Source organism: Pseudomonas rossensis (assembly GCF_039888995.1).
In the GTDB taxonomy this organism is placed as follows: domain Bacteria; phylum Pseudomonadota; class Gammaproteobacteria; order Pseudomonadales; family Pseudomonadaceae; genus Aquipseudomonas; species Aquipseudomonas rossensis.
In genome coordinates this window covers 1-22,539 of the sequence record NZ_JBBWCB010000092.1, presented here as the reverse complement: position 1 = coordinate 22,539, position 22,539 = coordinate 1, and the positions used below count along the sequence as shown (strand labels likewise).

At 59.3% G+C, this 22,539-nt stretch carries 17 protein-coding genes and 1 pseudogene; 9 read left to right on the top strand and 9 right to left on the bottom strand.

Features of this window, described 5'->3' with window-relative positions; translation table 11 throughout:
* The first annotated feature begins 599 nt into the window (after window positions 1-599).
* Complete coding sequence (locus WLY71_RS21480; RefSeq protein ID WP_134417354.1) at window positions 600-2,018, top strand: amino acid permease; 1,419 nt, start codon at window positions 600-602, stop codon at window positions 2,016-2,018.
* Window positions 2,019-2,185: 167 nt separating this feature from the next.
* On the opposite strand, the gene WLY71_RS21475 is transcribed toward WLY71_RS21480, so the two are convergent.
* Entirely contained in the window at window positions 2,186-3,310 is a 1,125-nt protein-coding gene (locus WLY71_RS21475; RefSeq protein ID WP_347805134.1) for an OpgC family protein, read from the bottom strand.
* Between the two features lie 234 nt (window positions 3,311-3,544).
* On the opposite strand from WLY71_RS21475, the gene WLY71_RS21470 reads away from it, so the two are divergent.
* Genes WLY71_RS21470 through WLY71_RS21460 form a run of 3 tightly spaced genes read left to right on the top strand, consistent with a single transcriptional unit; the run spans window position 3,545 to window position 6,367 of the window.
* On the top strand, window positions 3,545-3,919 hold the full coding sequence (locus WLY71_RS21470) for a GtrA family protein (protein ID WP_347805133.1): 375 nt from the start codon (window positions 3,545-3,547) through the stop codon (window positions 3,917-3,919).
* Window positions 3,916-4,857, top strand: a complete 942-nt coding sequence (locus WLY71_RS21465) for a glycosyltransferase family 2 protein (RefSeq protein ID WP_347805132.1) — start codon at window positions 3,916-3,918, stop codon at window positions 4,855-4,857. The genes WLY71_RS21470 and WLY71_RS21465 overlap by 4 nt, the downstream gene beginning before the upstream one ends.
* 1 nt (window position 4,858) lies before the next feature.
* On the top strand, window positions 4,859-6,367 hold the full coding sequence (locus WLY71_RS21460; RefSeq protein ID WP_347805131.1) for a glucosyltransferase domain-containing protein: 1,509 nt from the start codon (window positions 4,859-4,861) through the stop codon (window positions 6,365-6,367).
* A 25-nt stretch (window positions 6,368-6,392) separates the two neighbouring features.
* Here WLY71_RS21460 and WLY71_RS21455 read toward each other — a convergent pair whose 3' ends face one another.
* Entirely contained in the window at window positions 6,393-8,012 is a 1,620-nt protein-coding gene (locus WLY71_RS21455; RefSeq protein ID WP_347805130.1) for an FMN-binding glutamate synthase family protein, read from the bottom strand.
* 176 nt (window positions 8,013-8,188) lie between these two features.
* Entirely contained in the window at window positions 8,189-8,989 is an 801-nt protein-coding gene (locus tag WLY71_RS21450; protein WP_008147857.1) for a helix-turn-helix transcriptional regulator, read from the bottom strand.
* Window positions 8,990-9,114: 125 nt separating this feature from the next.
* Between WLY71_RS21450 and WLY71_RS21445 the strand changes: the two genes are divergently transcribed.
* Both WLY71_RS21445 and WLY71_RS21440 read left to right on the top strand, forming a co-directional pair.
* Window positions 9,115-9,936 (top strand): carbon-nitrogen hydrolase family protein, encoded by an 822-nt coding sequence (locus WLY71_RS21445; protein ID WP_347805129.1) that lies wholly within the window; start codon window positions 9,115-9,117, stop codon window positions 9,934-9,936.
* 239 nt (window positions 9,937-10,175) lie between these two features.
* Window positions 10,176-11,501, top strand: a complete 1,326-nt coding sequence (locus WLY71_RS21440; RefSeq protein ID WP_347805128.1) for an APC family permease — start codon at window positions 10,176-10,178, stop codon at window positions 11,499-11,501.
* 137 nt (window positions 11,502-11,638) lie between these two features.
* Here WLY71_RS21440 and WLY71_RS31435 read toward each other — a convergent pair whose 3' ends face one another.
* The 6 genes and pseudogenes from WLY71_RS31435 to WLY71_RS21415 all read right to left on the bottom strand — a co-directional run bounded on the left by WLY71_RS31435 (window position 11,639) and on the right by WLY71_RS21415 (window position 20,031).
* Window positions 11,639-12,307, bottom strand: coding sequence for an ATP-binding protein (locus WLY71_RS31435; protein ID WP_425589947.1), 669 nt, complete (start codon window positions 12,305-12,307; stop codon window positions 11,639-11,641).
* 57 nt (window positions 12,308-12,364) lie between these two features.
* A pseudogene (locus WLY71_RS31430) lies at window positions 12,365-12,451 on the bottom strand (hypothetical protein); the annotation flags it as partial.
* Window positions 12,452-13,041: 590 nt separating this feature from the next.
* Window positions 13,042-14,853, bottom strand: a complete 1,812-nt coding sequence (locus WLY71_RS21430) for a DAHL domain-containing protein (protein WP_347805126.1) — start codon at window positions 14,851-14,853, stop codon at window positions 13,042-13,044.
* Window positions 14,850-15,809 carry a cytochrome-c peroxidase gene (locus WLY71_RS21425; RefSeq protein WP_347805125.1) on the bottom strand — a complete coding sequence of 320 codons (960 nt, stop codon included), beginning with the start codon at window positions 15,807-15,809 and terminating at the stop codon, window positions 14,850-14,852. Before WLY71_RS21425 ends, WLY71_RS21430 begins: the two co-directional genes overlap by 4 nt.
* A gap of 44 nt (window positions 15,810-15,853) precedes the next feature.
* A complete protein-coding gene (locus tag WLY71_RS21420; protein WP_347805124.1) occupies window positions 15,854-17,728 on the bottom strand; it encodes a putative bifunctional diguanylate cyclase/phosphodiesterase in 1,875 nt (624 codons plus the stop codon).
* Window positions 17,725-20,031 (bottom strand): EAL domain-containing protein, encoded by a 2,307-nt coding sequence (locus tag WLY71_RS21415; RefSeq protein ID WP_347805123.1) that lies wholly within the window; start codon window positions 20,029-20,031, stop codon window positions 17,725-17,727. Before WLY71_RS21415 ends, WLY71_RS21420 begins: the two co-directional genes overlap by 4 nt.
* 261 nt (window positions 20,032-20,292) lie before the next feature.
* Here WLY71_RS21415 and nosR point away from each other — a divergent pair, with 261 nt between their 5' ends.
* The 3 genes from nosR to WLY71_RS21400 form a co-directional block, all read left to right on the top strand.
* Complete coding sequence (gene nosR / locus WLY71_RS21410; protein WP_347805122.1) at window positions 20,293-21,651, top strand: response regulator c-di-GMP phosphodiesterase, NosR family; 1,359 nt, start codon at window positions 20,293-20,295, stop codon at window positions 21,649-21,651.
* 208 nt (window positions 21,652-21,859) lie between these two features.
* The gene (locus tag WLY71_RS21405; RefSeq protein WP_347805121.1) at window positions 21,860-22,294 is read left to right on the top strand and encodes an NUDIX hydrolase; all 435 of its coding nucleotides are present in this window, start codon (window positions 21,860-21,862) and stop codon (window positions 22,292-22,294) included.
* A gap of 24 nt (window positions 22,295-22,318) precedes the next feature.
* Window positions 22,319-22,539 (top strand): LysE family translocator (locus WLY71_RS21400; protein ID WP_347805120.1); only part of this gene is annotated, 221 nt, incomplete at its 3' end.

Below are 22,539 nucleotides of genomic sequence, written 5' to 3'. Positions count from 1 at the left end.
GACGGCTTCCTCGAATAGGCCTGATACATAGATGCAACGGGGCGGCGGTTTTTCAAAAGCGGGTAGACAGTGGGGGCGAGTCCATACATAGCAGCTGGCGAAGCCTGCGTTCGGCTGCGCAGCAGTCGGCAATGCGACCAACTCGGTTAGCCTGATATACCGCGGTGTCGGGTTTACGACTGCTGCGCAGCCGAACGCAGGCTTCGCCAGCTGCTACAGGGGGAAGCGGTGTCTATTGCCTGATAGGCTTGTATTAGAGCCGTCGAAGCGAAAAACTCTAACTTAGCAGGGGCATGACGATGCACCATTACCGTGCAATACTCCGCGCCGTTTCATTGGCGAATAATCCTGCGTAAGGCAGGTAATGCCCCTCCGTAAACCCGGCTTTTCCCGAGACTTCTCGCTGAATGTTGTGGTTTATAGAGTGAAAAACCCTGTAGGAAGCTTTTTATACTGCACGCCCCGCTGATCTTGCAGGTTTTGTCCTGCAAGACGGGTTTGCCCACGAAGCAGGCCCGGTTTCAAAAAAGCATTGGCTTACCGGTCAGCGCTTCGACACTCGGTGGTCATATCCAATAACAAGACGAGGTTGTACCCCTATGCCAGGCAATCACCTGCCCAATGGCGAGACCGCTCAAGGCGGCCCGCTCAAACGCGAACTCGGCGAACGGCATATTCGCTTGATGGCGCTCGGTGCCTGTATCGGCGTCGGTCTGTTCCTCGGTTCGGCCAAGGCCATCGAGATGGCTGGCCCGGCAATCATGCTTTCTTACATCATCGGCGGTCTGGCGATCCTGGTGATCATGCGCGCCCTCGGCGAAATGGCGGTGCACAACCCGGTCGCCGGCTCTTTCAGTCGGTATGCTCAAGACTACCTCGGCCCCTTGGCGGGCTTCCTGACCGGCTGGAACTACTGGTTCCTGTGGCTGGTGACCTGCGTTGCGGAAATCACCGCGGTGGCGGTGTACATGGGCGTCTGGTTCCCCGATGTGCCGCGCTGGATCTGGGCACTCGCCGCGTTGATCAGCATGGGCTCGATCAACCTGATCGCGGTGAAAGCCTTCGGTGAGTTCGAGTTCTGGTTCGCCCTGATCAAGATCGTCACCATCATTGCGATGGTGGTCGGTGGTATCGGCGTGATCGCGTTCGGCTTCGGCAACGACGGCGTGGCGCTGGGGATTTCCAATCTCTGGGCGCACGGCGGCTTCATGCCCAACGGCGTGCAAGGCGTGTTGATGTCGCTGCAAATGGTGATGTTCGCCTACCTCGGCGTCGAGATGATCGGCCTGACCGCCGGTGAAGCGAAGAACCCGCAGAAGACAATTCCCAATGCGATCGGCTCGGTGTTCTGGCGGATTCTGCTGTTCTACGTCGGCGCGCTGTTCGTGATCCTGTCGATCTACCCGTGGAACGAAATCGGCACTCAGGGCAGCCCGTTCGTGATGACCTTCGAGCGTCTGGGCATCAAGACCGCCGCCGGCATCATCAACTTCGTGGTGATCACCGCGGCACTGTCGTCCTGCAACGGTGGCATCTTCAGCACCGGGCGCATGCTCTACAGCCTGGCGCAGAACGGTCAGGCCCCGGCCGGCTTCGCCAAGACCTCGAACAACGGCGTGCCGCGTCGCGCCTTGCTGCTGTCGATCGGTGCCTTGTTGCTGGGCGTGCTGCTCAACTACCTGGTGCCTGAGAAAGTATTTGTCTGGGTGACGGCGATTGCCACCTTCGGCGCGATCTGGACCTGGGTGATGATCCTGCTGGCCCAGCTCAAGTTCCGCAAAGGCCTGAGCGCCAGCGAACGTGCCGGCCTGAAATACAAGATGTGGTTGTACCCGGTCAGCTCGTATCTGGCGCTGGCGTTTTTGGTGCTGGTGGTCGGCCTGATGGCGTACTTCCCGGACACTCGCGTGGCGCTCTATGTGGGCCCGGCGTTCCTGGTCCTGCTGACGGTGTTGTTCTACGTGTTCAAGCTGCAACCGACCAATGTGTCGCAGGGGGCGGTGCGTTCGGCTTCGTAAGACGTAACGCCTGAAATGAAAAAGCCCCGGTCGTGATGATCGGGGCTTTTGCGTTTGGAGGATCAAAAGATCGCAGCCTCGTTTCACTCGACAGCTCCTACAGGGAAATGTGTTTGCCGATCGTCCGTAGGAGCTGTCGAGTGAAACGAGGCTGCGATCTTTTGATCTTAAGCGGCCGCCACCGACATTTGCCGATTCAACCGCTTGTTGAAATCCAGCCACGCCCCCAGCAACGCCATCACCCCGGCACCCACCAACGCGGTGAAAACCTGCATGGCAAACGCATCGTCGGCCAGGGCGTTGAGCATGTCCGCCAAAGGCGCCAACAGCACGCCGAGGCAGAAAACTTCCAGTGAGTAGCGCCCCATGCGGCAGCATTGCTGCGCCAGCCAGTTTTGCGTCCAGCCGTTGCCGGGCAAGAGCCTGGCGGTGACGTAGGCCAGCGCCAGGAAGTGCAGCAGACGGACCGGCGACAGATCGGTCTTGCTGATCGGGTACAGCAGGTTGCTCAGGCTGGCTGGCATCACGGCATCGTGTATTTCCGGCCAGCGCCAGGAGACAGTAATCACGCCGGTCACCACCACGTACACCGCCGCGCTGACAAACAAGGGCTGGCGCAACAGCGGGCGAGTGTCGGGCAACCGTGGCCGCAGCCCGTGAATCGCCGCAAAGCCACCGAGGATAAACAGCAGTTGCCAGGTGACGGGGTTGAAGTACCACACACCGTCCTTGATTGCCGCAAGGTTCCAGCCAAACTTCGGTGCCAGCAGGTAGACCGCCAATGCCACCGCTACGACCGCCCACGGCTTGCGCACCAGCAACGGCAGGACCAGTGGCAATCCCGCCAGCAGCACGATGTACAACGGCAGCGGGTCCATCAGGTTCGGCTTGAAGCGCAGCAGTAACTCATCCGTCAACGCTTGCTGGGGGTTGGTGATGAAGTGCTGCAGGCCCATTTCCTCCACCAGATCGCGGGTCTCCACATGACTGTTGGCGAAGAACACGATGCCCATCAGCATGGCCAGCAGGAAAATATGGACCACGTAGAGCACCCAGGCGCGCCGCAGAATCTTCACGCAGGCGATCAGGTAACCATCGCGTGCAAGGATTTTGCCGTAGGCCAGAACGGCCGCGTAGCCGGCGAGAAACACGAATATTTCTGCGGCATCGCTGAAACCGACATTGCGCAGGGTGATTTGGCCTAGGGGGTTGTGAGGCACGTGATCCCAAAAAATGAAGATCAGTGCCAGGCCGCGAAAAAAGTCGATTCGGTGATCGCGCTCAAACGTCATGACGGCGGGCTCGTGAACGGGTGTTGAAATAAGGAGTAGCCGAAAACGCCAAAGGGCCGCACATCGGCGGCGCGCAGGTTGGCGTGATTCGCCGGCAATTGCAAAACCGGGATATTACGGGATGTCTCCCGGCGTTGAGGCAAGCCCTGACCGCTGGTCTGAAAGGCCATCAGACCTGTGATTTCTGACAGTAGACAGGTTCAAAGCTTTATGAAGTGAAACAGGAGAGTCACCATGAGGCTCTTGTGGAAAGGATTTTCCAGCTACACGGTGGTCGGGGTCGCCAACACGCTGATTCACTGGCAAATCTTTTTCCTGCTGAGCGTGGGGGCCGGCTTCAGTCAGGCTGTCAGCAACCTGGCAGCCTTCTGCATTGCCGCCTCGTTTTCCTTCTACATGAACGCGCTGTATACCTTCGATGCCAAGGCGTCGGTCGGCGGTTATCTTCTATTCTTGGGAGCCATGGGGGCGCTGAGTCTGGGTGTCGGCCATGCAGGTGACGTGTGGAGACTTCACGGTCTGCTGACGGTGGCCCTGTTTTCGGCGTTGAGCCTGGTGCTGGGCTTTCTGGTTTCAAAGTACGTGGTCTTTCGCGAGCGTAACGCATGAAAGTCTCGTTGATCGTTCCGGTATTCAATGAAGAACAGGCGATCAGCCTGTTTTATCAGGCCGTGCGTCGCGAGTTGAGGCTTGACCAGGCTGAGGTCGAAATCGTGTTCATCAACGATGGCAGTTCCGACCGGACGGCTGAAGAGGTCAAGGCCCTGGCGCAGGCCGATGAACAGGTATTGCTGATCAACTTCTCGCGCAATTTCGGCAAGGAACCGGCGTTGTTCGCCGGCCTGGAATATGCCACCGGCGATGCGGTGATTCCCATGGATGTCGATTTGCAGGACCCGATCAGCGTCATCCCGCGGTTGATCGACCAATGGCAAAAAGGCGCGGATGTGGTGCTCGCCAAACGTCGGGATCGCACCGCCGAAAGTTACCTGAAACGCCACAGCGCGTCGCTGTTCTACCGTGTGCTGAACCGTATCGCTTACACCCGCATCGAAGAAAATGTCGGGGACTTTCGGCTGATGGATCGCAAGGTGGTTAACGTGATTCGTGCACTTCCGGAGCATCAGTTGTTCATGAAGGGTGTGCTGTCATGGGCCGGGTTCAACACCGTGGTGGTGGAATACGAGCGAGCCGAGCGAGTGGCGGGCACCAGCAAGTTCAATGGCTGGAAACTCTGGAACCTGGCGCTGGAAGGCGTGACCTCGTTCAGCACGGTGCCGTTGCGCTTATGGACTTACGTCGGTGGCGGTATTTCGATCTTCGCGGTGCTCTACGCGGTGTACATGGTGCTGGACAAGATTTTCTTCGGCAACAGCGTCCCCGGGTACCCGTCGTTGATGACCGCGGTTCTGTTTCTCGGCGGAGTACAGCTGATCGGCATCGGCATCCTCGGTGAGTACGTCGGCCGCATCTACATCGAAGCCAAACATCGGCCGCGCTATGTAGTGAAAGACATCGTCGGCGGCAAAGACCGGCTCGGGTTTTAGCATGGGCAGGTTCAGCGACTTTTTCAGCAAGGAACTCGGGCGTCGGCAGGTCTGGTTGTTTTTTCTGTTGGCAACCTTTGTGTATGTCGTGCCGCTCATCCTCGCGGACTACCCGTATATCGATGACAACTGGCGATCCCTGTCGGCCGGTACGGCCTGGGCGGGGCAGGGGCGGTTATTCACCGAGCTGTTCTACAACCTGCTCACCTTCAGCAATGCCGCGCCAAACATCTTTCCGTTGCCGCTGTTGATCGCCACGCTGGCCATGGCCTCGGCGTTGACGAGCTTGACGTTTCATTACTACCCGCAACCGACAATTGCCAGCTGCCTGGTGCCGTTGCCGCTCTGGTACAACCCGTTCTTTCTGCAAAACCTGTCCTATCAATACGACGGCCCCGCCATGGCGTTGAGTGTGGTGGCGGTCATCTATGCAATCACCTTTCGTCATCCCTCGCGCATTGTTCATTGGCTGGTGCCCTCGTTCCTGATTGCGCTGGCATTGGGGCTCTATCAGGTGAGCCTCAATGTGTTTCTGGGCCTGTGTTGCCTGGAACTGCTCAGGAGCGCGAATGACAAGCTGGCCTGGCTGCAGTGGTGCGAGTTGATCGGCTGGAAAATATCGCAGGCCATCCTGGGCTGGTTGATTTACAGCGTCAGTGCTTATCCGTTCATGAATGGAAATCGCACCTTGTTGTTGAACTGGGCGGCGCAGCCCCTGCTGCAACTTCAAATCAACATCGCCCGAGTGCTGGAAAAAGTCGTGCTGCTGTTTCACGGCGGATTTGCCTGGGTGTTCGCCGCACTGCTGCTGTGTGCCATTGCCGGCAGTGTCCGGCTGGGGCTGAATGTGTTGGAACGTCAGGACACAGGGCTGAAGAAAACCCTGATCGGCTTGGTGTGTTTACTGACATTGCCGGTCGTGACGCTGCTGGTGTCGGGTGTCGCGCTGTTGTTCCGGGACTTCAATGAAGGCGCCAGGACCCTGATGGGCTTCGCGGTCCTGTTGGTGCTGTTGTTCTATTTGAGCCATCTGGCGCTGGCACGAATCCACCAGCGGTTGCCGCTGTTGTTGGTGGTTCCACTGCTGGCGATGCTTTCGATTTCGTATGCCTATGGGCGCGTGCTGACCGTGCAGAAAGCCTTCGCGTCCAGCGCGCTATTGAGTCTTGAACACGACATCGCGTCGAATCGACAGCTGCTCGAAGCCAAGCGCATTTACATGTCAGTGACCTATTCCGATCACTGGCTGCTGGGGGCGGCGGGCTCGTTCAAGCAGATGCCGGTGTTGCACTATCTGCTGAACATCGACTTCTTCATGCTGGCCGAGAATCTGCCGAATGTGGGCATCACCAACGTGGTTGCGGAGAAGGAGCGACGTAACGCGACCCGGGTGGGTTATCGGGGTTATCCACCAGTGCTGGAAAGCCAGTACTACCGGATTTATCTGCTCGGCGATTACGGTTTTATTGTCATGAAAGAGCCCTCGCCGATTAAGGCGCTTCAGTGGTGAAGCGCGATGACAGGGGCCGTCGGGTTCAGGCCGCTACGACCTCGTTCGGCTCAAAACTGTCCGCCCGCGCCATCTGCCACATCCGCGAGTAAAACTCGCCATTCACTTCACCGGTCAGCAACTCCCCAGGCTTCAAGAACACATGCAGTTGCGAAAACAATTTGATCTCGGTTGCCGACATGCGCCGTACCAGGTGTTTGGCCGATAGCTGCGAAGGGTGGTCGAGGCCGGCAGCGGCGAGCATTTCGGCCAGGGCCTTGAGCGTGTTGCGGTGGAAGTTGAAGACGCGTTGGGCCTTGTCCGGAACCACCAGTGCGCGTTGGCGCAGGGTGTCCTGGGTGGCGACACCGGTCGGGCATTTGTTGGTGTGGCAGCTTTGCGACTGGATGCAACCGATGGCGAACATGAAGCCGCGTGCCGCGTTGGCCCAGTCGGCGCCGATGGCCAGGACGCTGGCAATGTCGAAGGCGCTGACAATCTTGCCGCTGGCGCCGAGTTTGATTTTGTCTCGCAGGTTCAGGCCGACCAGCGTGTTGTGCACGAACAGCAGGCCTTCGCGCATCGGCACACCAATGTGGTCGGTGAATTCCACGGGCGCGGCGCCGGTGCCGCCTTCCTTGCCATCGACCACGATGAAGTCGGGGAGGATGCCGGTTTCCAGCATGGCCTTGGCGATGCCCATGAATTCCCACGGATGGCCCAGGCAGAACTTGAAGCCCACCGGTTTGCCGCCGGACAGTTCGCGCAGCTGCTGGATGAAGTGCATCAGTTCAATCGGCGTGGAAAACGCGCTGTGCCGCGACGGCGAGATGCAATCTTCGCCCATCAGGATGCCGCGGGTTTCGGCGATTTCCTTGGTGACTTTGTGCTTGGGCAGAATCCCGCCATGACCGGGCTTGGCGCCTTGGCTCATCTTGATTTCGATCATCCGCACTTGGGGCGTCTGCGCTTGTGCCGCGAAGCGTTCAGGGTCGAAGCGCCCATCAGCGGTGCGACAGCCAAAGTAGCCGCTGCCGAGTTCCCAGGTCAGGTCGCCGCCGTTTTCCCGGTGATAGGCGCTGATGCTGCCTTCGCCGGTGTCATGGGCGAAGTTGCCGAGTTTCGCCCCCTGGTTCAACGCGCGAATGGCGTTGGCGCTGAGGGAGCCGAAACTCATGGCCGAGATGTTGAACACCGACGCCGAGTACGGCTGCGCGCATTGCGGGCCGCCGACCATCACCCGGAAACTGCTCGGGTCGCTCAACGGCGCCGGGCGCATGGAGTGGCCGATGAATTCGAAACCCGACTGATACACATCGATCAACGTGCCGAAGGGTTTGTCGGCGCTTTCGTTCTTGGCGCGTGAATAGACCAGCGAACGCTGAGCCCGGGAGAAGGGCAGCGCGTCGCTGTCGGACTCGAGCAGGTACTGGCGGATTTCCGGGCGAATGCCCTCTACCAGATAGCGGATGTTGCCGAGGATCGGGTAATTACGGCGCACGGCGTGAGGGCTTTGCAGCAGATCGAACAGGCCCACGAGGCTGAGAATGCCGGTGACGACGGTGATTGGCCAGAGCCAGTCGTGTTGCAAAAAGGGCAGGCTGGCGAGGGTGAATATCACACAGACAGCAAAGAAGGCGTAGCGGCTCAGGAGTGACAGGCTCATACGGTTTCCTTGGGTTCGGACTCAATTGTGTTCAACACAGCAGGGTGCATGGATACAAAGATCCCTGTGGGAGCGAGCTTGCTCGCGATGGCGCCGGGTCAGTCAACATCCATGTTGAATATGAAACCGCTATCGCGAGCAAGCTCGCTCCCACATAAAAGCGCCTCAGCGGTGTGTCAGGCATTTTGTGCCTGGAGAAAAATCGAAAACAGCTCGGACTGGGATTTGATCCCCAGTTTGCTGTACATGTGTTTCTTATGGACTTTCACGGTTTCGACAGAGATTTCCAGCTTGCGGGCGATTTCTTTACTGGAGCAGCCGCTGAGCATCAAGCGCCCGACATCCAGCTCCCGGGCGGTCAATTGCGCGCCTTTGAGTTGCTGCACCGACGCCTCCAGCTGCACGCGCCAGTCAACTTGCGGTGGTGCTGGTGCGAGGGCCACGACTTCGTTGATTTCGTAGGGCAGGCGCTGGCGCAACAGGCCGAGCACCCAGGGCTGGATCAGCGACAGCAAGGCAATCTGCTGGCCGCTGAAACGTTGCTTGCTGCCCAGTGACAGGCACAGCGTGCGGTCGCCTTCGAGCTGGCAATTGAACTGGATTTCATCGGCCACCACATTCAGACGAAAGTAGCGCTGGTAATACTCGGTCAGCTCGAAATGCTCCGGCGCCACTTCCGACAGGCGATAGAGCCCGGTGCGCGACTGCTCGCGACAGGCGATGTAGAACGGATCGAGCAGATACAAGCCGCGCAGATAGTCCTGGAACAATTGATCGGGACTGCCGTCCGCGCCCGGGCATTCGGCGAACACTTGCGGGTGCTGATCGGCGCTGAAAAGCAGCGCCACCCAGCTGTCGAAGGTCACGTACTGATCCAGCAACCGTACCAGCTGCGTCCAGAAATTGGGCTTGTCCAGGGCGTCGATCAGTTGCCCGACCGAGCGGTGCCAAGCGATGTCGTCTAACGAGAGTGTCATGCCTCTACCCCTATCGGGTTACCCCAGCGGCGTGATTCCCCGTCCGGTGGCTTGCTGCGCATACTGGCGCACAGACACCGACCGGGCAATCTTTCTGCCAGCCTGGTTAAGAACAAGGAATACCCATGAAAGTCGAACTCGCCCAGTTGGCGGGCCGTGACAACGACACGGCTTACAACCTCGAACGCGCTCTGAAGGCGATGGCTGCCTGTGCTGCCGATACGCAGCTGATCGTGTTTCCCGAAACCCACCTGATGGGCTTCCCGTCCCTCGAGGCGTTGGCTGAAACCGCCGAACCGCTGGACGGTCCGACCGTCAGTGCAGTGCTGGCTGCTGCCCGTGAACACAACATCGCCGTGGTGATCGGCATGGCCGAGAACGACAACGGCCGCTTCTACAACACCACGCTGCTGATCACCCCCGAAGGTATCGCGCTGAAATATCGCAAGACGCACCTGTGGGCGTCGGATCGCGGGGTGTTCGAGGCCGGCGACCGTTACGCCACGTGTGAGTGGAACGGTGTGCGGGTCGGCCTGCTGATTTGCTACGACATCGAATTCCCGGAAACCGCCCGGGCCCTGGCGCAATTAGGTGCCGAACTGCTGATCGTCACCAACGGCAACATGGACCCGTACGGCCCGACGCACCGCACCGCGATCATGGCCCGCGCCCAGGAAAACCAGGCGTTTGCGCTGATGGTCAACCGGGTGGAAGAGGGCGATGGCGGGTTGGTGTTCGCGGGCGGCAGTGCGCTGGTGGATCCGCTGGGGACTTTGTTGTTTGAGGCCGGGCGCGAGGAAGGACAGTTTGCGGTTGAACTGGACCTGAATCAGCTGACGGCGGCGCGGCAGGATTATCGGTATCTGGATGATCAGCGGCTGCGGTTGCCGGGGGAGAGGGTTGAGCATGCTTGTGGATTGCGGGAGCTGATGATTCCTCAGAGCTGATCCGGATCCTGTGTTGTCAGGGCGGGCCTCTTCGCGAGCAAGCCCGCTCCCACAGGGATGTTCAGTGAACACAGAATTTGCGCACGACAGATACACCTGTGGGAGCGGGCTTGCCCGCGAAGAGGCCCTGACAGGCAACACATCTCTGTCGGCCAAAAAACCAGAACAACAACGAAACACCCGAAATTTAGCGCCGAACTCGGCTCTGCCATAAATCTAATAATTCGGAGTAGTCGCTCATGGCTCGTTTGCAACGCACCCTGTCATTGGGTTCGGTGGTGCTGTTCGGCATCGCCTACATGACGCCGATCATTGTGCTCGGCACCTTTGGCATCCTCGCTCAATCAACCGCCGGCATGGTCCCGGCTGCTTATCTGGCCGCGCTGGTGGCGATGTTTTTCACCGCCATGAGTTACGGCCGAATGGCCTCGGCGTTTCCCGTCGCGGGCTCGGCCTACAGCTATGTCCGCAAGGCGATCAGCCCGAAACTCGGTTTCATCGCCGGTTGGGCCGTGCTGCTCGACTACCTGTTCCTGCCGATGGCGATCTGGCTGATCGGCTCGGCCTACCTCAACTCCGCCTTCCCGGCCGTACCGCAGTGGATCTGGGTGCTGGTGTTCATCGGCATCACCAGTGCGATCAACATCGTCGGTCTGAAACTGGCCAACGGCATCAACGCGTTACTGATGCTGGTGCAGTTCCTGGTGCTGATCGCCTTCGTTGCGCTGTGCGTGCACTACGTCGGTGGCGACGCGAGCACGCCGTTGTGGTCGGTCAAACCGTTCTTCAACGGTGACATGCAGATGCCGCTGATCATGAGCGGTGCAGCCATCGCCTGTTATTCATTCCTCGGGTTTGACGCGGTCAGCACCCTGACCGAAGAAACCCGCGACCCGCGCCGCACCATCCCGCGAGCGATCATGCTGATCACCCTGATCGGCGGACTGATCTTTGTCGGTGTGTCGTATTTTGTGCAGATCGCGCATCCGTCGTTCCAGTTCGACAGCGTCGACTCGGCGGCCTATGAAATTGCCCGCAACATCGGTGGTGATGTGTTCGTGTCGATCTTCCTGATCGGCCTGATCGTCGGCCAGTTTGCGTCGGGCCTGTCGGCGCAGGCCAGCGGCTCGCGGCTGTTGTTCGCCATGGGCCGTGACGGTGTGCTGCCAAAGTCGTTCTTCGGCACTTTGCATGAACGCTTTGGCACGCCGGTCAACAGCATCCTGCTGTGCGCCGTGGTCGCTTTGCTGGCACTGAAACTGGACGTCACCACCTCGACCTCGTTCATCAACTTCGGCGCGTTCCTGGCGTTCAGTCTGGTGAACCTGTCGGTGATCTTTCACTACTGGATTGGCGGTGAGAACAAAGGGCTGCGTGAATTCGTGTTGTTCCTGCTGTTCCCGTTTATCGGTCTGGCGGCGGATTTGTGGCTGATGGTCAGCCTCGATCACCTGGCGATCTATCTGGGCCTGAGCTGGCTGGCCATTGGCGTGGTGTACCTGGCGGTGCTGACCGGCGGCTTCCGTCGCCAGCCACCGGAGATGGATTTCCAGGAAGCCACATAATTGCCTGACTGCTAAAGAACCTGTGGGAGCGAGCTTGCTCCGGGCGGCGTTCCGACGATAGGGGCGTGTCAGTCGCTATGCATGTTGACTGACACACCGCCATCGCGAGCAAGCTCGCTCCCACATTTGATTGGCGTTCAGCTTGCCAGCTTTGATTGGTGAATTGGCAACTGGACTCGAAACGTGGTTCCCACGCCAACTTCACTGCGCACCGTAATATCCCCCCGATGTTTTTTCACGATGCCATAGGACAGGGACAACCCCAGCCCTGTCCCCTGGCCCACCGGTTTGGTGGTGAAGAACGGGTCGAAGATTTTTTGCAGGCAGTCCGGCGCAATACCGACGCCGGTGTCTGCGACCTCGATCCACACCGTTTCCGCTTCAAGCCCGGTGCGCAAGGTGATGGTGCCGCGCTCCGGGCCGATGGCCTGAGAGGCGTTGACGATCAGGTTCATGATCACCTGATTGATTTGCGAAGGCAGGCATTCGATGTCGGGCAGGTCCTGATATTCCTTGAACACATCGGCCTTGTACTTGAGTTCGTTGGCGACAATGTTCAAGGTCGATTCGATGCCCTGTTGCAGATTGGCCCACTGCCATTCCTGATTGGAGTCCACCCGGGAGAAGTCCTTCAGGTCCTTGACGATCTGCCCGACCCGGTTGATGCCGTCCTTGGATTCCTTGATCAGCAGCGGAATGTCCTCGCGCAGGAACTCCAGCTCGACCCGTTCGCGCAGTTGGTTCAAACGCTCGACGAGCTCGCTGGAGCCGATCGCCTCTTCCGCATCCCGATAGGCGTCGAGCATTTCCTGCAGCTGTTTGAAGTAGCCATCCAGGGTGCCGAGGTTGGAAGAGATGAAGCCGATGGGGTTGTTGATTTCATGAGCGACGCCGGCCGCCAATTGGCCCAATGAAGCGAGTTTTTCCGATTGCACCAATTGGGTTTCAAGCTGTTTGCGCTCGTCGATTTCCCGCTGCAACTCAACGCTGGCCTCTGTGAACTGCCGGGTTCGGCGTTCGACCATTTGCCCTAAATGGTCCATCTGCACGCTGGCCCGTTCGGTCATGTCCCATTTAGTCAGCAGGGTGTTGGCCATCTGCTGGACTTCAATGTTGTCGAACGGCTTTTTCAGAATCAGCAGCCGGTCATGGGCCTTCAATCGATCGAGCAGTTCATCCCAGGAATAGTCGGAATAGGCGGTGCACACCACCACTTGCAGGCGCGGGTCGGCCTGCCACAAATGTTCGATGGTCTGCGCACCGTCCCAGCCCTCGGGCATGCGCATGTCGACGAAGGCCAGGGCGTAGGGGCGGTTTTGCTGCAAGGCTTCGTTCAGTTTGCCCAGGCCTTCCTGGCCGCCATAGGCCGAGTCCAGCTCGAACAGTGCACTGGTTGGTTTAACTTCGCTGCCAAACAGCGCAGCCTCCATCTCGTCCAGTTCGACGGTCTGCTCCGGCATGGGTGTGAGAATCTTGCGGAAATCCACGTGAATGGACGGGGTGTCATCGATCAGCAGAATGCGTCGGTTCGAAAGCTCGCTCATGCTTCCTCCGCTACGGTTTTCAGCGGGATCTGCAACGTGAACATCGCCCCTTTGCCTGGCCCGTCACTATGGGCGGTGAGGTGGCCATTCATCTCAATGGCGGCCAGGGCGCAGCTGTGCAGGCCGAAGCCATGGCCTTCCTTGCGGGTAGTAAACCCGTGGGCAAAGATGCGCGTCATGTTTTCCTCGGCGATGCCTTCGCCGTCGTCCTTGACGCTGACTTGCAGGGTCTTGTCTTCGACGATTTTGACCCCCAGGGTCATTTGCCGCGGGCGGTTGCTGAGGTCGGACATGGCGTATTTGGCGTTGCTGATCAGGTTGATCAGGATCAGCAGCAACCGGTGCTTGTCACCCATGACTTGCGGCACATCGCTGTACTCCTTGACCACCGTGACGTGGTGTCGGGTCAGGGCGCCAGAGTTCATGCGCAGGGCGTCTTCCAGCAATTCGCTGATGTGCAGCGGTTCCATCAGGCTGTTGGCGCCCGCGTAGGATTGCTGGGTGGCGACGATGTCCTTGATGTGGTCCACGCTTTTGGTCAGCTGGGCCAGTTCGTCGGCCATACCTTGTTGTTCCAGGGCTATCGCGTCCACCAGTTGATTCAGGTAACCCGGTAGCAACTTGCCTTTTGCGTCCTCGGTCAGAAAAGTGCCAAGGTCGTCTGAATGTTCGTTGATCAATTGCATGGCCTTGCCCAGGCCCTGCGCTTTGCTGGCGCGCAGTTTTCGGGTCACCAGGTCGGCCGAAATGTTCACGCTGTTGAGCACGTTGCCGACGTTGTGCAGCACATTGGTGGCGATCTCGGCCATGCCGGCCTGGCGCGCGGTGGCGAGCAGTTCGCTCTGGGTATCCTTGAGTTCGCGGGTGCGCTCTTCAACCCGCAGTTCCAGGTCGTCGTTGGCGGTTTGCAGGGCTTTGTTGACGCGATTGATCACCGTGAAACTGCGCATCAGGTGAATCGCCAGGTACATCAGCAGCAACACCAACAGCACCGAAAACAACAGCATGTAGAAGTGATAGCGCTGGTCGATCACATCGGTCCGCTGCTGATCGGTGTTGAGCAGGTTGGTAATATCGTCCAGGCGTTCGGCCACGGGAACGTCTTCGATGTTTTCCAGCAACCGATTGACCACGGGTTGTTCGCGCAGGATCAGCGCGATGTGGTTGCTCAGAATATCGATCGGGCTGTGGAACGGCTCCGGCAGTCGCAGCTTGTTCACCCCCAGTTTGTTCAGCCCGAGCAGGATGTCGGCGGCCTTGTCGTCGGAGGTGACCTGAGCGAACTCCAGGCTGCTGAGCAGCAAGTCATAAGTGTCGGTGGCAATGTTATGAAGTTGCAGTTGGTCCTCATCCACCAACCGGGCCAGCTGTTCATGAATGTCGTCCTCGGCGGTGGGCAGGAACGCCAGCGAGTTGCGCAGCACGGCGTTGTGCGACTTGAACTGCTCCACCAGCCGGGTCTTTTCCTGGATGGCGGTCAGGTACGCATCATGGCTGGTGCGCCAGCTAGGCGATTCGGTGCGGCCGTGGGTCGACTCCATCGTTTCGAACCGCTCCCACAGGTTCGTCATCTCGGTCAGCGGTGCGACCAACGGATCGTAGTTGTGACTGATGGCGACCCTGGCCTTGAGGATCTCGGTTTCCCATTGCGCATTCAGTTGTTTGATCCGGCCGATCAAGTCCCGGGATTCGGCGTAGGTTGTCGTCTGGTTCGAGTTGGATTTCAGGTACAGGAACAGCAGCAACGAAGCCAGCATCACTGCCACGACGCTGAGCAACGCCAGGTTGCGGCGGTTAGATGTTTTCATAAGGGCTTGCCTCCCCATTCACCGGTCAGGGTATTGAGGAATTTAATGATCAGGGTTTTGTCCTCGGTGGAAGGAACACGCCCGAGCTGGAACTTGAACATCACGTCCACCGCGTCTTCGAGAGTCTTGGCCGAGCCGTCGTGAAAGTACGGTGCTGTCACGGCGACGTTGCGCAGGCTCGGGACCTTGAACACGTTGCGGTCCTCTTCGTCTTTGGTGACCAGATAGCGTCCCAGGTCGGCTTCGGTGGGGTTGCCCCGAATCTTGAAGTAGTCGCCCATGACCCCGAATTTCTGGAACATGTTGCCGCCGATGTTCACCCCTTGGTGGCAGGCGATACAGCCGTAGTCTTTAAAACGTTGGTAACCGTACTTTTCCTCTCTGCTGAGAATGTCGGTATCGCCCATCAGGTATTGGTCGAAACGCGAGTTGGCACTGATCAGCGTGCGTTCGTAGGTGGCCAGGGCATTTTGCGCATTGTTCATGGTCACGCCGTCGGGGTAGGCGTTACTGAACGAGGTCTTATAAGCCGGGTCAGCGGACAGCACTTCCACCACGTGTACCCAGTTGCTGCCCATTTCGCTGGGGCTTTGCACTACTTCGTGGATTTGGGTTTCCAGCGTGTCGGCGCGGCCGTTCCAGAACTGCCGGAAATTCAGGCTGGAGTTGAACACGCTGGGCGTGTTGACCGTCACTGGAACGCCGTTGAACCCGATGGAAAATGCCTTGTTGTCGGCACCGCCGCTTTCCAGTCGATGGCAACTGGCGCAGGACAGTGAGTTGTTGACCGACAAGCGTGTCTCGTTGAACAACTGGCGACCGAGTTCGACCCGCAACGGATTCTGCTGGGGCACCGCCGACAGCGGTTTGAGCGGTTCATCCAGCGGCGCGGCACCGGCGCTCAGGCAGAGCCCGAACAACGGCACCAATAGCAGACGGTGAAAGGAAGGCGACATCTGATGATTCCTTGGCTTGGGGCCTGTGTGTCGTTGCGCATCGTTCACGTGGCTGCGGATGAAGAGGGCTTCACCGACCCCAGATACCGGACGAAGGCGTCCGGCTCCACGGCTTTGCTGAAGTAGAAACCCTGGCCTTCCTCGCATTGATGGGCCTTGAGGAAATCCAGTTGTTCGAGGGTTTCCACCCCTTCGGCAATGATGGTCAGCTTGAGGCTCCGGCCCAGGCTGATGATGGCGCTGACGAGGGCAGCGTCGTTGCTGTCGCTGCTTAAGCCGCGAATGAATGACTGATCGATTTTCAGCACATCGATGGGAAAACGCTGCAAGTAACTCAGGCTGGAATAACCGGTACCGAAGTCATCGATGGCCAGTCGCACGCCCATGGCCTTGAGCCGGGTCAGCGCGGTCACCGTGGTTTCGACGTTCTGCATCAATATGCCTTCGGTGATTTCAAGCTCCAGCAAGGCCGGTTCCAGACCTGTTTGTTTGAGTGTCTGTTCGATGCCGTCGACAAAGTCCCGCTGACGGAAGTCGATGGCCGAGATATTCACCGACATACAGATTTTCGGCAGCCCTGCGGCCTGCCAGGCGCAGGTTTGTCGGCAAGCCTCGGCGAGCACCCATTTGCTTAACGGCACGATCAAACCGCTGTCTTCGGCTACACCGATAAATTTGGACGGGTAGACCAGACCGTGCCCCGGTTTTTGCCAGCGGATCAGCGCCTCGGCACCGACCACTTGGCCGCTGCCCAGGTCCAGTTTGGGTTGGTAATGCAGGACAAATTCGTTGCGTTCCAGCGCCAGGCGAATGCCGCTCTCGATGCTTTGCTGATCCCGGGCGCGTTGGTTCATGTCGTCGATAAAAAAGCTGAAATCGTTCGGGCCGCTTTCCTTGACGTTGCGCATCGCGGTTTCGGCTTTCTTGATCAACGAGATGGCATCGAAACCGTCGTCCGGGTAAATGCTGATGCCCAGGCTGGCGGTCACGCTCAGGTCGTGGCCGGCAATGTGCTGGGGTGCGCGGATGGCGTTCAAGAGTTTTTCAGCGATGCCCTTGGTTTGCTGGGGGTGGCGGACATCGGCTAGGATCACCACGAATTCATCGGAACCGTAGCGAAACACCGAGTCGGACTCGCGTACCGTCGCCACCAGATTGCGGCCGACTTGCTTGAGCATTTCGTCACCGGCCGGATGACCCAGGGCGTTGTTGATGCGCTTGAAGCGATCGAGGCCCAGAAACATCACGGCCAGTTGTTTGTCATGGCGACGGGACAGGGCCAGGGACTGGTTCAGCCGGTCACCGAGCAACGTGCTGTTGGGCAGCTCGGTCAGTACGTCGTACTGCAACAGGTGCGACACCTTGAGCAATTCGTGGACCCGCGCCTCGATGGTTTGCTCCAGGCTCAGGACCTTCATCGCCGCGTCCTGCGCCATCTGCCATTTCCAGGTCAGGGCACTGGCCATCTGGCGGATTTCCAGGCTGTCGAAGGGTTTTTTCAGCACCAGCAACTGGTCGCCGAACTCCAGCCGTTCGGCCATGTCTTCCCAGGTGTAATCGGAATAGGCCGTGCACAATGCGATTTGCAGGTGAGGGTCGGCCTTCCACAGTTGTTCGATGGTTGCCAGGCCGTCCCAGCCCGGTGGCATGCGCATGTCGGTGAACGCCATGGCATAGGGGCGACCTTCGGCCAGTGCGCGCGTGACCAGTTCGAGGGCTTCCTGACCCTGATAGGCCGAGTCGAGCTGGAATGTCAGCCGGTCAAGCTGCACGGTGCCGAACAGGGCTTCTTCAGCGCCGGCCAGGGTCTGTTCACATTCAAATTCAGGGCCGAGGATCTTGCGAAAATCCTCATGAATCGAGGGCGTGTCGTCGATGATCAAGATGCGCCGGTTAGTCCGCACGAAAGGCGTTTTCATCCTTTGTCCTCCGTGGAGCGTGGCGGGTTGTCCAGAATCTGCCCGATGTCGTGGTTCGGGGGCACGATGCTGCCGGCCTTCAGCAGCTCGGCGGCCTGCTGGCTGCTGACCGCTTTGCTGAAGAAGTAACCCTGAGCGTTCATCGGTGAACCGGTGGCCATCAGCGAGCTGCGCTGCTCCTGGGTTTCAACGCCCTCGGCAATGATGCCGATCCCGACTTCACGGGCGAAGTTGATGATGGCGCGCAGGGTGTTCGCGCTGACCGGATCGCGGGCGGCGGTGTCGATGAAGGCCTGAGCGAGTTTCAGGTGATTGACCTGGTAGGTCTTGAGGTAGTCGAACGAGGAATACTCGGTGCCGAAGTCGTCGATGGCGATCTTCACCCCCAGCTCACGCAGGCGCGGCAGCACATCGTTGTGGGTCCATTTGGTCTGGGCCAGCGTCGCTTCCGTGACGTCGAAGCGCAGGTCCCAGGGGCAGAGTTCCCAGCGTGCGGTGGTGCGCAGCACGTCGTAGATCAGTTCGGGGCCACTCTTGAGTTGGGCCAGGGACAGCTTGATCGCAATCACCGGCGGCGCCATGCCTTCATCGCGCCATTGACGCATTTGCTGGCAGGCGCGATCCAGCACCCAGTGACCGAGCGCGACGATGGTGCCGGTCTTTTCCGCGGCGGGCAGGAACGCCGGCGCTTCCAGTAAACCGCGCTCAGGGTGGTTCCAGCTGACCTGAGCTTCCATGCCGAGGATTTTGCCGCTGCTCAGGTCCACTTCCGGCCAGTAATGCAGTTCGAGTTCATCGTGCTCGATGGCCGCTCTCAAGTCGCTGGCGATAGTCATGCGTTCGACCACCTCCTGATTGATCTCCTCGGAGTGGAAGTGGTACTGGTTGCGGCCCTTTTCCTTGGAGCGATACAGCGCCATGTCGGCCTGGGTCAGCAGGCCGTCGGCGCTGGTGATGGCCGGGCTGTAACTGCTGATGCCGATACTGACCGAGACCCGTACATCATTGCCGTCCAGGGAGTAGGGCAATACCAGCGTATCGCGGACCTTGGCGGCCAGGGCCGCGGATTGGGTCGGGTCGCCGACGTCCAGCTGCAAGATCGCGAACTCGTCACCGCCGAGGCGGGCAACCACATCGTTTTCGCGCACACAGGCCTTGATCCGGCGGGAAACCTCTTGCAGCAACAGGTCGCCCACTGGATGGCCGAGGGTGTCGTTGATGCGTTTGAAGTGATCCAGGTCCAGGTAAAACATGGCGAACGGTGCTGCCCCCCGACGCGCAGAGGCGAATGCCTGGTGCAACCGCTCGATCAGCGTCGCACGGTTGGCCAGCCCGGTCAGCCCGTCGGTGCGGGCCAGCAGGGCGATTTTCTCTTCGGCCAGTTTGCGTTCAGTGATGTCGATGATGATGCCTTCGACTTCCAGCAAACGGCCTTCATCGTCGCGCACCGGGATGTAGCGGTTTTCGACCCAGCGCCAGGCTCCTTCGCCAGTGCGCATCCGGAATTCGATGGAAGCGCCCGCCGCATGACGGTCCAGCACCCGGGCCATGGCGGTGTCGACCTTCGTTTGATCATCGGGATGGATCAGTTCCTGGGCCCAGTTGGCCGAGGCCACGAGGTTCGCTGCGATGTGACCGTACTTGGTGATGTTGTGCGAGATGTACATCAGCGGAAACGACGGCTCGCCCCGTAGCCGATACAGAATGGTCGGGCTGTTCTGCACAATGATGTTGGCATCGGACAGCTCCCGGGTGCGCTCCTCGACCGCTTGTTCCAGCAACGACATTTTCAGTGCCGCGTCTTCGGTCATTTGCCACTTGGCGGTCAGTGCGCTGGCCATCTGGCGGATTTCGATGGCATCGAAGGGCTTTTTGAGAATCAGCAGGCGATCGCCCAGTTCCAGGCGTTCGTCGATGTCTTCCCAGGAATAGTCGGAATAAGCGGTGCAGAGCGCCACTTGCAGTTTGGGATCGACCTGCCACAGCCGTTCGATGGTTTCCAGCCCGTCCCAGCCTGGCGGCATGCGCATGTCGATGAAGGCCATCGCATAGGGCATGTCGTTGGCCAGCGCCGTCTCGACCTTGTCCAGGGCTTCGAGGCCCTGGAACGCCGAGTCGAGCACGAAGCTTTGCAGTGACAGCGCCGCAGGAGTGCCGAACAGGGCATTCTCGGCGCTGATCAGGCTGTCGTCATCGATCGATGGCGGACTGAGGATCTTGGCGAAGTCCGCATGAATCGAGACTGTGTCGTCGACGATAAGAATCCGTCGGTTGGTCCGCGCCAGCAGCGTATTTATCGACATACGCCAGTACCGGCAGCAGTTTGATGCGGTGTACTCATAGAGGGGCTTCCTTTCCCTGATCACCTGGCCGAACGTACAGATTATGGATCCGAGTCAGCTGAGCATAGTCGCCTGTCCAGCACTTCGCGCAACTCAATGAGCTGAATCATTTCCGTTGGCGGGCTGAAAAATCATCTAGCCTGTAGCTCAGGCTCCGGCAATAGGGGATGTTTGCCTCGGGACCTGCCACAACGATGTGCCCGTTTCACTTGAGGTGACGCCATGGAAGAGCAACTCCCCACGATTTTGTACGATAAACCCAAGGTGCTGCTGGTCGATGACGAGGAGTCAATCCTCAACAGCCTGCGTCGACTGTTACGCGGCCAGCCCTACGAGTTGCTGCTGGCCACCAGCGGTGCCCAGGCGCTGGAGATCATGGAGCAACACTCCATTGACCTGGTGATGACCGACGCACGCATGCCCAATATGGACGGCGCCACGTTGCTGGCCCGCATCCATCAGCTTTACCCGACGACAACCCGGATTCTGCTCACCGGCTACGCGGACATGCCAACGATCATCAAAGCGATCAACGAAGGGAAGATTCACCGCTACATCAGCAAACCCTGGAACGACGAGGAAATGCTCCTGACCTTGCGCCAGGCCCTGGCTCATCAACATTCCGAGCGCGAACGCCAGCGCCTGGAGCAGTTGACCCGGCTGCAGAACGACCAGTTGAAGTCGCTCAACATCACCCTGGAAAAACACGTCGCCGCCCGCACTGCCGAACTCCAGCAGACCGCCGACATGCTCGACCTGGCCTACGAAGAACTCAAGCACAGCTATGTCACCGGCACCGAGGTGTTCTCGCTGCTGGCCAACTTGCGCCTGCCACCGGCCAAACAGACCAACCGCCAGATCATCGAACTGGTGCGGGTGTATTGCAGACTCCACGAACTGGATGAGGGCACGAGCCGCGACTTGGCCATGGCCGCGGCGCTCTACAACATCGGCAAGCTGAGCTGGACCGACAGCATGATCACCGCGCCCGCGGACCTGCTGCATCACAGCGATCAGGAGCGCTATCGCGGTTATCCCAAGCAGAGCGAATCGCTGTTGATGACGCTCGATCCGATGAAGGACGCCGCCCGTCTGATTCTTCACCATCAGGAGCGCTGGGACGGCAGCGGCTTCCCCGACCGGCTGAAGGGCGAGGCGATTCCGTTCGGTTCGCGGCTATTGAAGCTGGCGGTGGATTTCATCGAGTTGCAGCGCGGGCTGATCCTCGAGCGGCAGATGAACAGCGATGAAGCGCTGGTCTACATCCGCAGCTATGCCGGACGACTCTACGACCCCGAGATGGTGGAGGATTTCATCCAGGTCTGTGCCGCGTACCTGAGCGATGTCTCGTTGGCCGATCCGTCGGTCAAGGTGCTGAGCACACGGGAAGTGACGGCGGGCATGATCCTGGCGCGCAACCTCAATGCCGACAACGGCATGCTGCTGCTCAATGCCGGCAAGGTGTTGAACGGGCCGCTGGTGGAGAAGTTGATCGCCTTCGAAGCCATGGAAGGCGCGAAATACAGCATTTTCGTGAAGGTGCCGGAAGAAGTGAACGGCGCGATTCTCGAGGCGGGTTAGAGTTTTCAGTCGCTGCACTGGTCCCTTGTGGGAGCGAGCTTGCTCGCGATAGCGGTTCAACATTCAACATCTATATTGACTGACACACCGCTATCGCGAGCAAGCTCGCTCCCACAGGGGCCAGTGGTGCTTTGAAGATGTTTTCGGCGTGACGAGGCAGCAGCGGCCATGTGATCCTTGCGCCTTTTCCCAAGGACGATCCTGATCCATGACGCTGTCATCCGCTGCTTCGCCCCGCCTCATCCATATCGCCGCCGCACTGTTGATCGGCCCGGACGGTCGCACGCTGTTGGTCCGCAAGCGCGGCACCGAAGCGTTCATGCAGCCGGGGGGCAAGATCGAAGCCCATGAGCAACCGGTCCACGCGCTGGCCCGTGAACTGGAAGAAGAATTGGGCCTGGTCATCGATCCGGCACACGCCACTTATCTCGGGCAATTCTCGGCACCGGCCGCCAATGAGCCGGGTTTTACCGTCCAGGCTGAACTCTTTCAGCTGAGCATCGATTCAGACGTATCGCCTGCGGCGGAGATTGAAGAAGTGTGCTGGATCGACCCGGCCACAGACGGCAATGTCACGCTGGCGCCATTGACACGGGACCTGATCCTGCCGTTTTATCGAGCCTCGCTCACCGAAACTGCCTGATTATTCCCGGACAAAGGACTGCCCATGATCCCGCTTCAAGACTTGCTGATTTTCGCCGCTGCCGCATTGCTGATGGTGCTGACGCCGGGGCCGAACATGATCTACCTGATCTCTCGTTCGATCTGCCAGGGGCGCAAGGCCGGTGTGACCTCGTTGCTCGGTGTGGTCGCGGGGTTTTTCGTGCACCTGTTCGCGGCCGCTGCCGGTTTGACTGCGGTGTTTCTGGCGGTGCCGATGGCCTACGA